This window comes from Plantibacter flavus (assembly GCF_002024505.1).
Taxonomy (GTDB): domain Bacteria; phylum Actinomycetota; class Actinomycetes; order Actinomycetales; family Microbacteriaceae; genus Plantibacter; species Plantibacter flavus_A.
In genome coordinates this window covers 3922808-3938676 of record NZ_CP019402.1, presented here as the reverse complement: position 1 = coordinate 3938676, position 15869 = coordinate 3922808, and the positions used below count along the sequence as shown (strand labels likewise).

At 69.2% G+C, this 15869-nt stretch carries 8 protein-coding genes; 3 read left to right on the top strand and 5 right to left on the bottom strand.

Annotated elements, in window-relative coordinates:
- The first annotated feature begins 237 nt into the window (after positions 1–237).
- The 3 genes from BWO91_RS18165 (at position 238) to BWO91_RS18155 (ending at position 8798) form a co-directional block, all read left to right on the top strand.
- On the top strand, positions 238–1959 hold the full coding sequence (locus tag BWO91_RS18165; protein ID WP_167620529.1) for a YncE family protein: 1722 nt from the start codon (positions 238–240) through the stop codon (positions 1957–1959).
- Between the two features lie 181 nt (positions 1960–2140).
- Positions 2141–2515: a DUF3060 domain-containing protein gene (locus tag BWO91_RS18160; RefSeq protein ID WP_079003583.1), complete on the top strand. Its 375-nt coding sequence runs from the start codon at positions 2141–2143 to the stop codon at positions 2513–2515.
- Between the two features lie 67 nt (positions 2516–2582).
- Complete coding sequence (locus BWO91_RS18155; protein ID WP_079003582.1) at positions 2583–8798, top strand: DUF7507 domain-containing protein; 6216 nt, start codon at positions 2583–2585, stop codon at positions 8796–8798.
- A gap of 234 nt (positions 8799–9032) precedes the next feature.
- Here BWO91_RS18155 and BWO91_RS18150 read toward each other — a convergent pair whose 3' ends face one another.
- The 5 genes from BWO91_RS18150 to BWO91_RS18130 form a co-directional block, all read right to left on the bottom strand.
- The gene (locus BWO91_RS18150) at positions 9033–10373 is read right to left on the bottom strand and encodes an alpha-hydroxy acid oxidase (protein ID WP_079003581.1); all 1341 of its coding nucleotides are present in this window, start codon (positions 10371–10373) and stop codon (positions 9033–9035) included.
- Entirely contained in the window at positions 10366–11202 is an 837-nt protein-coding gene (locus tag BWO91_RS18145) for a FadR/GntR family transcriptional regulator (RefSeq protein WP_079003580.1), read from the bottom strand. The genes BWO91_RS18150 and BWO91_RS18145 overlap by 8 nt, the downstream gene beginning before the upstream one ends.
- Positions 11203–11323: 121 nt before the next feature.
- Positions 11324–12256: a 2-hydroxyacid dehydrogenase gene (locus BWO91_RS18140; protein ID WP_071260430.1), complete on the bottom strand. Its 933-nt coding sequence runs from the start codon at positions 12254–12256 to the stop codon at positions 11324–11326.
- Between the two features lie 9 nt (positions 12257–12265).
- A complete protein-coding gene (locus tag BWO91_RS18135) occupies positions 12266–13729 on the bottom strand; it encodes a rhamnulokinase (protein ID WP_079003579.1) in 1464 nt (487 codons plus the stop codon).
- Entirely contained in the window at positions 13726–15765 is a 2040-nt protein-coding gene (locus BWO91_RS18130; RefSeq protein ID WP_079003578.1) for a bifunctional rhamnulose-1-phosphate aldolase/short-chain dehydrogenase, read from the bottom strand. The genes BWO91_RS18135 and BWO91_RS18130 overlap by 4 nt, the downstream gene beginning before the upstream one ends.
- Between the last annotated feature and the right edge of the window lie 104 nt (positions 15766–15869).

Below are 15869 nucleotides of genomic sequence, written 5' to 3'. Positions count from 1 at the left end.
CATCGGGGACAACCCGGGGAGGGCGGTGTGATGGTGTGAGCGCGCGAGTCCGGCCCGAGCGACCGGCGCTGGCCGATTTCCGCGACCGGTTGTCGGTGCGGTCCCGTGACCGCTATCCTCACCAACAACTGTCGCGAAGTCGCCGCAGAACTGATCCTCGCTCAGGCGATCGGTCGGTGCGGTCCGGACTCCTCGACGATCTCGGTGGGGGGAGTGGCTCGAGCGATGGGGTGGCGTATGCCCGTGATTCAGAAGGTCGTCGCCGCGGTGATCGCGGTTGCGGCGATGACCATGTCGGTCGGCCTGCCGCAAGCGGCGTCGGCGGCCGCGCCGGAGTATCAGGCGAGCCGCGTCCTGACACTCGACGCTCGACCGTACGGGGTCGCCGTCGATCCGAACCGTGGGCTCGTCTACGTGTCGGGCCGGACGTCGAACGTCGTCTGGGTCTACGACGCCGACACGCTGGAGCGGGTGACGACGGTCGCCGTTCCGAACCTGCCATCACAGATCGCGGTCGACCCGGCGAGCGGCTACGTCTACGTGTCGCAGTACACCGGCAACCTGCTGCAGGGGTCCCTCGCGGTCATCGATCCCGTGTCCGCGTCGGTCGTGGCCAGCGTGCCCGTCGGAAACGCGCCGACGGGCGTCAGCCTGAACCTCTCGACGAAGCAGATCTACGTGGTGAACTCCGCCTCGGCCTACCTCTCGGTGCTCGACGCTTCGGATCCGGCGGCTCCGGTCCCGGTCACCACCTGGTCGGCTGTGACCGGGATGCAGGAGGTCACCGTCGACGCCGCAGGAACCACCGCGTACGCCGTCGCGCCGAACAACGACCAGGTGCTCGTGTTCGACACCGCGGACGGGACGCTGCGGACGAGCTGGTCGACGAACCGCGTGCCGCAGAGCCTCCTCCTCTCCTCGGACGAGACGAGCGCCTTCGTCACGGCGCAGCTCGGCCCGACGGCGACCGTCCACGACACCTCGACCGGGGCGGTGTCCGGGTCCATCGACGTCACGAACACCTACTTCACCTCCGCCGACCGTGCGCTCGAGTCGGCCTTCCTCACGTCCCCGCAGTCGAACGGCGGAACGGTCGTGGTGGTCGATGCGGCCACCGGCGCCCGTGTCCAGGACGTGCCCGCGATCGGCGCGTTCCAGATCGCGACCGACCCGACCCGCCATCGGACCTTCGTGACGAGCATCCGGAGCAACAACCTGACGGTGATCGATCCCATCGCCACGGCACCGTCCATCGTCTCCGACCCGGTCGATCAGCGCGTGGCTGCCGGCGGTGATGCGACCTTCGAGGCCCAGGCCTCGAGCGTCGAGGCGACCACCGTGGTCTGGCAGGTCAGTACCGACGGGGGCGCGACCTGGAGTGATCTCGCCGACGAGACCGCACCGTCGCTGACGATCGAGGCGGCGACGGTCGATCAGTCGGGCCAGCGATACCGTGCGGTCTTCACGAACTCGGTCGGGTCGACGCCGACTGCGGCAGCGACCCTGACGGTGGATCCACCGGCACCGACGATCGCACTGGATCCCTTGGCCGATCGGAGCGACCGGTCGGGAGATGCGGTCTCCGTCGCCGCGAACGCGACGACGTCGGACGGCTCAGCCGTCACCTATTCGGCGGTGGGATTGCCCGGCGGCATCGGTCTGGACCCGTCGACGGGCCTGCTGCAGGGGATCCCGACCACCGTCGGTGTCTTCGCCGTGACCGTCTCGGCGACCGCAGGCGAACTGGTCGCCTCCACGACGTTCACCTGGACGATCACCGCTGCGACGGTGGTCGTTCCGCCTCCGACCCCGATCGATCGGTCGTCCGAGGAAGGGGCGCTTGTCCGGACGGGGGCCGACTCCGGGCCGTTCGCGCTGGCGGCGATCCTGATCCTCGCCGGGCTCGGGTCCTCCGCGATTGCGATCGCGATCTCGTGCGCGCGGAGGAGGGTGGGGTAGGGGCGGAGCCCCAGGCACCGACGCGCACGCAGCGCATCCGACGGAACGCGCGGCCCTGAGGGGTCGCGCGTTCCGTCGTTGTGTCGGCTTGCGCTCTTGTGACCGCTTGTATATCACTCATTCGTCGGCTAGTATTTCACGTGTAGAATTAGACATTCGGAAACCGACCGGAGATCTCCCCATGAAACCAGCCGTCCTCGCCGCCGTGACCCTTGCGCTCGCCGGCACCCTCGTCGCCTGTACGTCCGCACCGATCGCCAGCGTGGCCGAACCTGCCGTGACCCAGTGCACCGGCCGTGATGTCACCATCGGCTCGGACGGCGCGAACGTGCGCCTCATCGGCGACTGCGGTGCCGTGACGGTGCGAGCCGACGCCGTCACGCTGCATGCGGACTCGGCGACCTCGCTCACGGTCGACGGCGACGACAACACGATCAGCATCGACTTCGTCGAGCGTGTCGACGTCGTCGGATCCGGCAACGACCTCGCCTGGCTCGACGGCGCCGAGCTCGCCGAGGACGCCTTCCCCGGCAACACCCTGGCGCCGGCTCAGTGACCACCCTCCCCGACATCCCGTCCCCGTGCGGCCGCCCGGCCGCAATCGTTCTCTCGAAGGAAACAGCATGAAACCCCCTCGCTGGCGTTCGCGCCTGCAACTCATGGCCGGCACCCTGGCCATCACGACCGCGCTCGGTGGTGTGCTCTCGGCGCCGGCTGCGGCGACCACCGACCTCCAAGCCGTCGGCTCGTTCACCGAGTTCAAGCTCTCGATCACGGACGACGGCATCGTCGGCACGCTCGACCCGGCTGCCGACAACGGACTCATCGCGACCGGCTCCTCGGCGATGTTCGCCTGGTCGCTCGGAAGCGACGGACTCACCGACGGTGTCGCCTCGCAGACCCTGCCCGAGGGGTGGGTCTGGGACGAATCGTCCCTCATCAAGTTGAACAACGACTCTCCGACGTTCACCTCCCGCTACGTGCTCGAGGACGGTGGGCGCACGCTCCGTGCGACGATGTCGATCCCCTCGGGGTCGCTCGTGACGGTCGACGGTCTCACCGCGACGATGAACGGATTCACGACGGCCCCCGGCACGGTGTACGACGCGACGGTCGTCTACGAGGACGGCACGGGCGCTCGAGAGGCGTCCGGCGGGACGCTCACGACCGTGGGTGAGTACCGCTCGGACCTCACGCCGGTCGGTGGCCAGTCCAACGCGCTCGGCCAGTACGACTTCGGGAACGGTCTGGAGGACGCGATTCCACTGTCCATCGGCGTACAGCTGACCTCGTTGCTCGAAGCCGGACAGCGCCGGCCCATGGAGATCGACCTCCCGATCGACGTCACCCTGACGTACGACGGTCCCACCGCCGGTGGCGTCGAACTCGAGAGCGACCTTGCGGAAATCGTCTCCGTCGACGGCAAGGAGATCACCCTACGGATCACCTCCCTCCCGATCAGCGACGTGGCTCCCACCCGCCTGGCCATCCGGCCGACCCTCTGGTACCCGAAGGACGACGTCCCTGAGAAGGCGGCCGATGCCATCGTGATCCCCTACACCCTGACGGGTCCCGATTGGACCACCAACGGTGGCTCGACCATCGTCGGTGCGATCGGTGGTCAGTCCTCAGCGCGTCTGACGCAGAACCTGAAGGACGACGAAGAGGGCGGCTGGGTCCTCGCTCCGCCGACGGCGGGCATCTCCGCAGCACGCTACATCTCCGGAACGCCGAGCTATCCGCCGCTCAACGCGTCCCGCTGGACGAGCGTGAGCAACAGTCTGGTGTCGCCGGACGCCGAGCTCTTCTCCGAGGGGACGGTCACCCCGCCGACCCGCGCGGAGTCCGGCCAGACCCGCAGCCAGGGGCTGACGAACCTGGTCACCCACCAGTTCTGGAATCCCGAGGAGGCTCAGTTCGTCCTCGACACCCCGGCCGTGGCTTTCGGTGTCGTCCGCGACAGCACCCTCCAGCAGCAGCCGGCCGACCGGTTCCTCGTCCAGTACACGAACGGAACCGATCAGCAGGACCCCGAGAGCAACGCCTGGTTCGACACGCCGCAGGAGGCCGGGGGCCCCACGGCGATCACCGGAGTGCGCGTGCAGTACCTCGGAGAGAGTTGGCAGAAGGACGTGATCGGGCGCGTTGCCGACTTCAAGCTGTCCGTCCGTGTCCCGTTGGAGGCGCGTGCGCCGGTCGGATCCTGCATCACGATCAATCACACCTGGACGGCGGACGAGACCGGTGCCCGCGGACAGCGGACGAGCACCTGCGTCGAGCTGTTCACCACGAACCATTCGCTGGCAGCGGGTTCGGCGTCGGTCGTCGGTGGCAACTCCGTCGACCAGATCGCGCAGACCAGCCTGGTTCGACCGGCCGGCGCACGCCTCGACGCTGCGCCCATCACCTTCGACGCGGTCCGCACCGAGGTGCGACTCGACTCCGCGGTGACGGCTTTCGACGTGTCGCGTCTCGACCCGGCGTGGCGAGTCGTCGGCGTGCGCGAGGCCGACCTCGGCCCCGATGGCCTCCCCGGCACCCGCGACGACCGCGCCCCCGCGTACGTCACGCTCGAAAGCACGGCCCCGGTCGTGCTCGATGCATCGTCCACGTCGCTCAAGCCCGTTCGCATCGGCACGACGGTGTCGGTCCAGCGGCCGGTCAAGCCGAATGCTTGGACCGGCGGGACCAACGGCACGCTGTCCACCTTGAGCACCCTCTCCGGCATCGGCGACACGGCGCTCCAGGCGTCCTCGCGTGTCAACGTCGTGCAGGTGGACACCCTCTCGCTGAGCGGCGCCGCTGGGAAGCCGCAGATCGAGTCCGACGACACGTCGATCGACTTCACGACCTATTGGTACAACTTCACCCGGAGCAACTACGAGGGCAACGTCGTGTTCCTCGACGTCCTGCCGTACAACGGCGACGCCCGCGGCTCCAGCTTCTCGGGGACCGCCACGCTCCAGAGCCTTCGCCTGTTGGGCGTCGAGCCGGCGACGGTGCAGGTCACGACCGCCGATCCTCGCCTCATCGGCGATGCGCCCGGCGACGAGGTCGAGTGGGTCGATCTCGCCGAGGACGCCGATCTCTCGTCCGTCACCGCTGTGCGTGTCGTCTACGTCGGGTTCAACTCCACGGCCGCGGGTGGCCTCCGTCTCGACCTCTCGGTGGAGGGGCAGGAGGCGGGAGACGTCTACCAGAACAGCGCCGACGCCTACTTCGGATCGAACTCGGTCCGTCTCCGGACGCCGAACCAGACGTCCGAGGTCGTCGGCTCCACGGTCGGCGGTGTCGTCTTCGACGACCGGAACGGCGACGGCGTGCAGCAGGCCGACGAGCCCGGCCTGGCCGACGTGAGGCTCGACCTCCGTCCGGCCGGCGGCGATGCGATCGAGCAGAGCTCGACCGCATCGGACGGGACGTTCTCGATCGACGGGCTCGTCTCCAGCCAGGAGTACGAGGTGGTCGTCGACGGCACGACGCTCCCGGCGTCACACCTGCAGACCGCCGGTTGGCAGGATCGCCGAGACGACGTCGCCGGTCCGTTCACGGTCCCGATGGGAAGTGGTCGCGACGACCTCGTGTTCGGGTACCAGACCGTCGACTCGAGCATCGTGCTCGACAAGCGTGCGACGTTGCCCGAGGGGGATCTCGAGGTCGGCTCGGTCATCGACTACACCTTCGTCGCCACGAACAGCGGGCAAGGAACCCTCAGTGACGTCCAGTTGGACGACGACCTCCGGGGCCTGAGCGAACTCGCCTTCGACTGGCCCGCCGAATCCGGTGTGCTGGCTGCCGGGGCGACCGTGCAGGCGACGGCGAGCTACACCGTGACGCAGTCCGACATCGACCGTGGTCGCCTGACCAACGATGCGACCGTCGCCGGGACCGACGCGCTCGGAAGCGCTGTCAGCGATGACGACAGCATCACCGTCGATCTCGTCACGGGGGCTGCGGTGAAGGTGTCGATCGTGGGCAGCGTGCGCGACGAGGTCGCGGCCGGTGCCGCGGTGGACTGGACCGTCACCGTCGAGAACGCCGGCTTGCCGACGCTGCGTGATGTCGAGGTTCGCGATGGCGAACAGTCGATCGGCAGCTGGGACACCCTCGCGCCCGCGGCGATCGAGATCACCACGTTCGAGACTTCCCTGACCCAGTCCGACATCGATGCCGGCCTGGTATCCCGATCGGTGGAGGTGGAAGGGTTCCACGCTGCGGACGGTTCGTCGGTGACCGATGAGGACACTGCGGAGGTGCCGCTGGACGTGGCCGGTGCGGTGTCGATCGAGGTGTTGCTGAACGGAGAGGATGTCGTTTCGGCTCCTGGTCCTGAGGTGACGGTCGGCGAGTCGATCGAGTGGACGTACGTGGTCACCAACACCGGTATCCGCACCCTTGCTGATCTGTCCGTCTCGGATTCGTTCGGGTCCGAGCTGGCGGTCATCGAGACGCTCGCCCCGGGCGAGAGCCGCGAGATCACGGTCGATTCCGACGCGGTGTTCGCTGAGCAGACGGTCACCGCGGAGGTCGCTGGTGTCGAGGCGGGCGATCGGCCGATGGGTCCGGTGCGTGCTGAGGACGTCAGCTGGTACGAGGGTGTGATCGACTCCTCGATCACGGTCGACGAGCGGGCGATCCTGCCTGACGGCGACCTGGTCGTCGGCTCGGTGATCGAGTTCGAGCTCACCGCGACGAACACGAGCGCCGGCACGGCGCTGACGGAGGTCCAGGTCCGCGACCGGTTCGCGGGCATGGGTGAGCCGGAGGTGGTGTGGCCGGGCGAGCCTGGGACCTTGCAGCTCGGGGAGTCCGCGGTCGCGACGGTGGAGTACACGTTGACGCAGGCTGACATCGATCGAGGGTCCTTGACCACGGATGCGGTCGCGTCCGGCGTCGACCTCGCCGGCGAGACCGTCGAGGATTCCGACTCGGTCACCATCGATCTGGCCACGGGTGCTGCGGTGACGGTGTCGATCGTGGGCAGTGTCCGTGACGAGGTCGCGGTCGGTGCCACGGTGGACTGGACCGTGACGGTCGAGAACGCCGGGCTGCCGACGCTGCGGAACGTCGAGGTCTACAACGACGAGCAGACGATCGGGACCTGGGAGTCCCTGGCCCCCGGCTCGATCGAGATGAGCACGTTCGAGACCACGCTGACCCAGAACGACATCGACGCAGGTGTCGTCTCCCAGGTGGTGTCGGCTTCTGGTCAGCATGCCGCCGATGGCGCTCCGGTGACCGATGAGGACACTGCGGAGGTACCGCTCGACGTGGCTGGTGCGGTGTCGATCGAGGTGCTGTTGAACGGAGAGGATGTCGTTTCGGCTCCTGGTCCTGAGGTGACGGTCGGTGAGTCGATCGAGTGGACGTACGTGGTCACGAACACCGGTATCCGCACCCTTGCCGACCTGTCCGTCTCGGATTCGTTCGGGTCGGAGCTGGCGGTCATCGAGACGCTGGCCCCTGGCGAGAGCACGGACATCACGGTGTCAGCCGACGCGGTGTTCGCTGAGCAGCTCGTTCGTGCCGTGGTCTCCGGTGTTGAGGCGGGCGATCGGCCGGTGGGTCCGGTGCGTGCTGAGGACGTCAGCTGGTATCAGGGTGTGATCGACTCCGTGATTACGTTGAACGAGCGGGCGATCCTGCCTGACGGCGACCTGGTCGTCGGCTCGGTGATCGAGTTCGAGCTCACCGCGACGAACACGAGCGCCGGCACCGCATTGACGGAGGTCCAGGTCCGCGACCGGTTCGCGGGCATGGGTGAGCCGGAGGTGGTGTGGCCGGGCGAGCCCGGGACGTTGCAGCTCGGGGAGTCCGCGGTCGCGACGGTGGAGTACACGTTGACGCAGGCTGACATCGATCGAGGGTCCTTGACCACGGATGCGGTCGCGTCCGGCGTCGACCTCGCCGGCGACACGGTCGAGGCCGGTGACTCGGTCACCATCGATCTGGCCACGGGTGCTGCGGTGACGGTGTCGATCGTGGGCAGCGTCCGCGACGAGGTCGCGGTCGGTGCCACGGTGGACTGGACCGTGACGGTCGAGAACGCCGGGCTGCCGACGCTGCGGAACGTCGAGGTCCACGACGACGAGCAGACGATCGGGACCTGGGAGTCCCTGGCCCCCGGCTCGATCGAAGTGACCACGTTCGAGACCACGATCACGCAGTCGGACATCGACGCGGGCTTCGTCTCGCGCGAGGTGTCGGCGTCGGGAGCACATGCTGCCGATGGATCGCGGGTCTCCGACGACGACCTGGCCGAAGTGCAGCTGCCGACCGCCGGTGAGATCAGCGTCGAGGTGCTGCTGAACGGCGAAATCGTCGAGGAGGCTCCCGGGCCGGAGATCCTGGCTGCCGACGGCATCACGTGGACGTACATCGTGACGAACACCGGTCCGCGGACACTCACGGACGTCGTCCTCGACGACGGCATGGAGCCCCGGTCGGCCTTGTCCGTCGACGGTGCGCTGGCACCAGGTGCGTCGGTCAGCGTCGATCTCGAGGAGCGCGCCGAGCTCGGCGCACACCACCGGATCGTCACGGCGGCCGCGGAAGACGGGTCTGGATCGTTCGACGACGGCGTGCAGCCTCGCTCGCTGGTATCCGCCTCCACCGAGTCCTGGTACGTCGGAATCGTCGTACCGGAGACGCCCGAACCGAACACGCCGGCACCCGTCGTCTCGTCCGGATCGACGGACGGTCCGCTCGCGAAGACCGGAGCCGAGGGTGCCTTCCTCGGAGGCGCAGCGGCACTCGCGCTGCTCGGGATCGCCCTGGGCTTCGGCCTCATCGTGCGCCGCCGTCAGCGTGAGGAGGTCGGTTCGGATCTGACGGAATGACGACACGGTCCTGCCCGGGGTTCGGGCAGGACTGATCGGCCCAGGCCGGCGGCGGGGTCGTCTCATGCGGAAGCGTGAGGCGGCCCCGCGCTCGCGTCGTGCGGCGTGCCGTCTGGCGAGAGCGCGGGACGGAACTGTGCGCCTGCGAGGACGTCCAAGGCCCCGGTCACCAAGCGTGTCGACAAGGATCCTTCGACGCGCGCGGTGACCGGGGCCGGTCGAGTGAGGAGGCGGTTACGCCTTCGCGGCTGCGGGCTTCCGCGCCGGAGCCTTGCGGGCGGGCGACGTCGCGGGCTTCGCTGTTGTGGAGCGTCCGGCACTCAGTGTCGACTGCTCGGGCAGCGGCTGCAGGGTCGTGAACCGCGACAGCTGCGTCACGTGGTGAGGCTGCAGCTCGTCGAGCGACGCGACACCCAACAGCTTCATCGTGCGCACGATCTCACCCGAGAGGATCTGGATCGCACGATCGACGCCCTCGCGTCCACCGGCCATGAGCCCGTACAGGTAGGCGCGGCCGATGAAGGTGAAGCGCGCACCGAGCGCGACGGAGGCCACGATGTCGGCGCCGTTCATGATGCCGGTGTCGAGGTGCACCTCTGCGTCCTTGCCCACCTCGCGCACGACGCTCGGCAGGAGGTGGAACGGGATCGGCGCGCGGTCGAGCTGGCGGCCGCCGTGGTTGGAGAGCTGGACGGCGTCCGCACCGAGGTCGACGGCGAGCTTCGCATCGGCGACCGACTGGACGCCCTTGACGATGAGCTTGCCCTTCCACTGCTCGCGGATGTATTTGACCTCGTCCGGGCCGACGGTCGGGTCGAACATCGTGTCGATGAGCGCCGCGACGGTTCCCGACCAGCGGTCGAGGCTCGCGAAAGCCAGTGGCTCCGTGGTGAGGAAGTTGATCCACCATGCCGGGCGGGGGAGCGCGTCGACGATGGTCTTCGGGGTGAGCGACGGCGGAATCGTCATGCCGTTGCGGACGTCGCGCAGGCGGGCGCCGCCGACCGGGGTGTCGACCGTCACGACGAGGGTGTCGTAGCCGGCCGCGGCCGCGCGATCGACGAGCGCCATCGACCGTTCGCGCTCGCTCCACATGTACAGCTGGAACCAGTTGCGCCCACCGGGTGCCGCCGCCTTGACGTCCTCGATCGAGGTCGTGCCCATGGTCGACAGGGTGAAGGGGATGCCCGCGGCCGCGGCGGCGGAGGCCCCCGCCCGTTCGCCCTCAGTCTGCATCATGCGGGTGAAGCCGGTCGGCGCGATGCCGAAGGGGAACGCGACACGCTCGCCGAGGACGTCCCAGCCGGTGTCGACGTTCGCGACGTTCTTCAGGACGGCCGGGTGGAACTCGATGTCCTGGAACGCCTGCCGTGCCCGAGCCAGTGAGATCTCGCCCTCGGCGGCGCCGTCGGTGTAATCGAAGGGCGCCGTCGGTGTGACCTTCTTCGCGATCGCCCGGAGGTCGCTGATGGTGGTGGCGGCCGCCAGGCGTCGCCGGCGAGCGTTGAACTCCGGCTTCTTGAACTGCATGAGCGGCAGGAGGTCATGGGGCTTGGGGATGCGGCGTTCAACCATGGTCTGTCTCTTCTTTCCGCGAACTGTCGCTTGAGGTGGGTGTCGAGGGGTGCGGACTGTCGTCTTCTGACCGTTCGCGAGCCTGGTAGTAGTTGGTGATGTGGGAGCGGACGGACTGGCGGGCCAGCTCGGCGTCGGCGTGGCGGATCGCCTCCACGATGCCCCGGTGCTCGGCGCGCAGGCGGTCGGCGGTGGCTGACCACGACGCCAGTTGCGGGACACCGGCGAGGACGTAGCGCTCGATGGAGTCGCGGAGGCCGGACATCGTGGCGACGAGGACCTGGTTGCCCTCCGCCTCGGCGAGCGACAGGTGGAACTGCGCGTCGAGGGCGAGGAACTCGGCCTCCGTGAGCGTCGACTGGTCCATCGCGTCGAGCAGGGACTCGGGGTGTGTGAGATCGGGGACGGTCGTTCCGGCGCGCGACGCGAGACTGTGGACGACCGCGGTCTCGATCACGAGCCGGGTGTCGACCACGTCCTGGACGGCGAAGCCTTGCGCGGCCACCTGGAGCCGCATGAGGGTGGCCATGCCGCCGGACGGCGTGGCGACGATGATCGCGCCGGCGGTGGGGCCGGATCCCGTGTGGGTGCGGATGAGTCCCAGGACCTCGAGGACGCGGATCGCCTCGCGGACGCTGGACCGACCGACGCCGAGGTCGATCGCGAGCTGTCGTTCGCCGGGCAGGCGGTCACCGGGGGTGAGGACACCGCTGAGGAGGTCCGACTCGATGCGGGCGAGCACGACCTCCCAGGCCCGGGGCTCCGCCGCTGCGGTGGCGGGCTGCGTCGCCTGGGCCGCGGCCGGCGCGGCCGTCGCTGGTGCGTTCATCGATCCTCCTTCGACACTTCGGTGTGGTCAGACCACAAACCCTACCTCTTGAACCGATTCAACGCGAGCCCTCGTCTCAGATTTTTCTGCGAGGGGGTTCCGACGGATATCGACGCCCGTCTCAGGTGCGGAGGACGATGTTCTCCGGCTCCTCGTCGGCCAACAGATGTTCGATCTGCCGACGCAGGAGACGCGCCATCCGCGGCAGCATGGCGCTCGTCGCACCCCCGATGTGCGGGGAGACGAGCACGTTCGGCAGGGACCACAGCGGGTGGTCGGCGGGCAGTGGTTCGGGGTCGGTCACGTCGAGCGCCAGTCGGATGCGACCGCTCGTCGCGTGCTCCACCAGGGCGTCGGTGTCGGCGACGGGGCCGCGGGCGACGTTCACGACCAGGGCGTCGTCGGGCAGTGCCGCCAGGAAGTCGTCTCCGATCAAGCCGCGGGTGCTGTCGGTCAGCGGGACGACGACGATGACGATCTCCGCGTGCGGCAGGAGTTCGGGCAGTTCGTCGATGCCGTGGATCGGCCCCCGCTCGTCCTCCCGCGCGCTCGACGCCACCCGGGTGACCTCCACCTCGAACGGGAGCAGGCGCTCCTCGATGGCCGCACCGACCCCGCCGTACCCGATGAGGAGCACGCGGCGGTCGGCGAGGCTCGGGCGCTGGCTCTGCAGCCATTCGCCCGTCCGCTCGGCCCGCACGAAGTCGGGGATGCCGCGCTGCGAGGCGAGGATGAGCCCGACCGTGAGCTCCGCCGTCGAGGCCTCGTGGACGGTCGCCGCGTTGGCGAGGGTGATGCCCTCCGGGAGGAGGTCCGCGAGGCCGTCGTAACCGATCGACTGCACCTGGACGAGCTTCGGCGTCACCGCACCGACGTTCGCGAGCGGTTTGTTCGAGCCGAGGTACACGGGCACGACGAGGTCGATGTGCTCGACCGGCGGTTCGGTGCGCAGATCCCATTCGACGAACTCGACGCCCTCGGGGAGGGGTCCCTGCGACAGCACCTCCTCGCGCAGGTCGGCGGGCAGGCTGACGATGAGTGGAGAAGCGGTCATGCTGCGACGCTACCGGCTGACGGTCGTGGAGCCGGCAGGCTTGCGCGGCTCGTAGCGGGTCGGCTCGAAGGAACGGGCGACGAGGGCGCGCAGGGACTCGAGGTCGCCGTCGATGATCCCCACCGCCCTCGCCTGGACGAGGACGTTCCCCAGTGCCGTCGCCTCGACCGGGCCGGCGATGACGGGGATTCCCGCACGGTCGGCCGTCAGCTGGCAGAGGAGCGTGTTCTGGGATCCGCCGCCGACGACGTGGATCGCACGCACCTGGACCCCGGACAGCTCGGAGGCCGTGTGGACGGCGTCCGCGAACGCCTGCGCCAGGCTCTCGATGATGCACCGGACGAACTCGGCACGGGACTGCGGGACCGCCCGCCCGTGCTCGGTGAGGAACCCGGCGATGCGCGCCGGCAGGTCACCGGGGGCGAGGAACCGGGGGTCGTTCGCATCGAACACCGAGACGGGTGCGTCGACCGCGGCGGCCTGGGCGATGAGCCCGGGGAGGTCGATCGTCTCGCCCCCGCGCTCCCAGGTGCGCACCGACTCGCTCAGGAGCCAGAGTCCCATCACGTTGTGCAGGAAGCGGGTGCGTCCGTCGACGCCGCCCTCGTTCGTGAAATTCGCCGCTCGACTCGCCTCGGTGAGGACCGGGCGTTCGAGCTCGACCCCGACGAGTCCCCAGGTGCCGCACGAGATGTAGGCGGCATCCGGGGTCGTCATCGGGACGGCGACGACCGCTGACGCCGTGTCGTGCGAGCCGATGGCGGTGACCGGGGTGGAGGAGGCCAGGCCGACCTCGGTGGCGACCGCCTCGAGGAGCGTCCCGATGCGATCGCCCGGCTGGACGATGGGCGGGAGGATCGTCGCCGGGATGTGGAGTCGGCCGAGGAGCTCGGTGTCCCAGGCGGTCGGTTCGCCGGCGCGGACGAGGCCCGTGGTCGACGCATTGGTGGCCTCGGCGACACGGGCACCCGTCAGCCAGTGCGCGATGAGGTCGGGCACCAGGAGCGCGGTGTCGGCGACGTCGAGCATGCCGGCGTCGCGCTCGGTCGCGAGTTGGTAGACGGTGTTGAACGGCAGGAACTGCAGGCCGTTCACGCGGTAGAGGTCGGCGAACGGGACCGTTCCGTGGACCGCCTCGACACCTGCAGCCGTCCGTTCGTCGCGGTAGTGGAACGGTGCGCCGAGGAGGCGCCCCTGCCGGAGGAGGCCGTAGTCGACCGCCCATGAGTCGATGCCGATGCTCGCCAGGTGCGGCTCCTGCTTCGCTGCGCCCGACAGCCCCGCGATGATCGAGCGGTACAGCTCGAGGATGTTCCAGTGCAGGCCGTCCGGCGTGCGGACGGGCGTGTTCGGGAACCGCGCGACCGGTACGAGGCGCAGCTCGCCGGGGCCGACGTGGCCGAGCATGACCCGCCCGCTCGTGGCCCCGAGGTCGACCGCCGCGACGGTGCCGCTCCGGCCTGCCGCGCTCATCGCAGGAAGGCCGCGGCCACGCCCGCGTCGACGGGGATGTGCAGTCCGGTCGTGTGGCTGAAGTCGCTCGTGCAGATCGCGAAGACCGCGTTCGCGACGTTCTCGGGGACGACCTCGCGCTTGAGGATGGTGCGCTGCGCGTAGAACTTGCCGAGGTCCTGCTCGTCGATGCCGTACGTCTTCGCGCGGTTCGCACCCCAGCCCGAGGCGAAGATGCCGGAGCCGCGGACGACGCCGTCGGGGTTGATGCCGTTCACCTTCACACCGTACTCGCCGAGCTCTGCGGCGAGGAGACGGACCTGGTGGGCCTGGTCGGCCTTCGTCGCGGAGTAGGCGATGTTGTTCGGGCCGGCGAACACGGAGTTCTTCGACGAGATGTAGACGATGTCGCCGCCGAGCTTCTGGTCGATGAGCACGCGTGCGGCGGCCTTCGAGACGAGGAACGAGCCCTTCGCCATGACGTTGTGCTGGAGGTCCCAGTCCGCCTCGGTGGTTTCGAGGAGCGACTTCGACAGCGAGAGACCGGCGTTGTTGACGACGAGGTCGAGCCCGCCGAAGGCCAGGACCGTCTCGTCGATCGCGGCCTGGACGGCTGCCTCGTTCGAGACGTCGGCGGCGATGCCGATCGCGACGTCCGTGGTGCCGAGCTCGGCTGCCGCGGCCTGCGCCTTCTCCAGTGAGAGGTCGGCGATCGCGACGACCGCACCCTCCGCGACGAGACGCGTCGCGATGGCCTTGCCGATGCCGGATGCGGCACCGGTGACGAGCGCGATGCGGGTCGCGAGCGGCTTCGGTTTCGGCATCCGCTGCAGCTTCGCCTCCTCGAGCGCCCAGTACTCGATCGCGAACTTCTCGGCCTCGTCGATCGGCGCGTAGGTCGAGAGTCCCTCGGCGCCGCGCATGACGTTGATGGCGTTGACGTAGAACTCGCCGGCGACGCGGGCGGTCTGCTTGTCCTTGCCGAAGCTGAACATGCCGACGCCCGGGACGAGGACGATGAGCGGGTCGGCACCGCGGATCACCGGGCTGTCGGCCGTGGCGTGGCGGTCGTAGTAGGCCTGGTAGTCCTCGCGGTACGCCTCGTGCAGCGTGCCGAGACGCTCGATGACCTCCTCGACGCTCGCCGTGGCGGGCAGGTCGACCGTGAGCGGCTTCACCTTGGTGCGGAGGAAGTGGTCGGGGCAGCTCGTGCCCAGTGCGGTGAGGCGCGGGTGCTCCGCCGAGGCCAGGAAGTCGAGGACCTCGGGGCTGTCGGTGAAGTGGCCGACGACGGGACGGTCGGCGGAGGCGAGCCCGCGGATGGTGGGCGCGAGGGCCGCCGCCTTCGCACGACGCTCGGCCTCGGGGAGGGCCGCGTAGCCGTCGAGCGCCGGGCCGAAGGGCTCGGGGCGGGAGTTCGCCTCGATGTAGGCGGCCGCGGTGTCGATGATCCACAATGAGTTCGCCTCGGCCTCCTCGGAGGTGTCGCCCCAGGCGGTGATGCCGTGCCCGCCGAGGATGGTGCCGATCGCCTGCGGGTTGTCGGCCTTGATGGCGGCGATGTCGAGGCCGAGCTGGAAACCGGGTCGACGCCACGGGACCCAGACGACCTTGTCACCGAAGATCGTCGTCGTGAGCGCCGGGCCGTCGGCGGCGGTCGCGATGGCGATGCCGGAGTCGGGGTGCAGGTGGTCGACGTGGGCCGCGTCGACGAGGCCGTGCATGGCGGTGTCGATCGACGGGGCCGCGCCACCCTTGCCGTGCAGGGTGTAGTCGAAGGCGGCGACCATCTCGTCTTCGCGGTCGAGGCCGGGGTAGACGTCCTGCAGGGCGCGCATGCGGTCGAGGCGAAGGACCGCGAGACCCTCGGGCTTGAGCGTGCCGAGGTCGCCGCCGGAGCCCTTGACCCAGAGGAGCTCGACCGGCTCGCCCGTGACGGGGTCGATCTCGGTGCCCTTGGCCGAGGTGTTGCCGCCGGCGTAGTTGGTGTTCTTCGGGTCGCTCCCGAGGCGGTTGCTGCGGGCGATGAGCTCTGCAGCGGTGGGGTTCACGGACATTCGCACTCCTTCGTCGGGGCACGTCCGTGCCCAGTGTTCAATCGTGTTAAGTGTCACACGAAGTGACAGATCTCGCAATGACGGATGTCCCGATCTCAGGAGAG

What these genes read in the sequence shown, in the direction of transcription:
- BWO91_RS18165 (WP_167620529.1), top strand. Translation starts at nt 238, where the DNA reads ATGCCCGTGATTCAGAAGGTCGTCGCCGCGGTGATCGCGGTTGCGGCG.
- BWO91_RS18160 (WP_079003583.1), top strand. Translation starts at nt 2,141, where the DNA reads ATGAAACCAGCCGTCCTCGCCGCCGTGACCCTTGCGCTCGCCGGCACC.
- BWO91_RS18155 (WP_079003582.1), top strand. Translation starts at nt 2,583, where the DNA reads ATGAAACCCCCTCGCTGGCGTTCGCGCCTGCAACTCATGGCCGGCACC.
- BWO91_RS18150 (WP_079003581.1), bottom strand. Translation starts at nt 10,373, where the DNA reads ATGGTTGAACGCCGCATCCCCAAGCCCCATGACCTCCTGCCGCTCATG.
- BWO91_RS18145 (WP_079003580.1), bottom strand. Translation starts at nt 11,202, where the DNA reads ATGAACGCACCAGCGACGGCCGCGCCGGCCGCGGCCCAGGCGACGCAG.
- BWO91_RS18140 (WP_071260430.1), bottom strand. Translation starts at nt 12,256, where the DNA reads ATGACCGCTTCTCCACTCATCGTCAGCCTGCCCGCCGACCTGCGCGAG.
- BWO91_RS18135 (WP_079003579.1), bottom strand. Translation starts at nt 13,729, where the DNA reads ATGAGCGCGGCAGGCCGGAGCGGCACCGTCGCGGCGGTCGACCTCGGG.
- BWO91_RS18130 (WP_079003578.1), bottom strand. Translation starts at nt 15,765, where the DNA reads ATGTCCGTGAACCCCACCGCTGCAGAGCTCATCGCCCGCAGCAACCGC.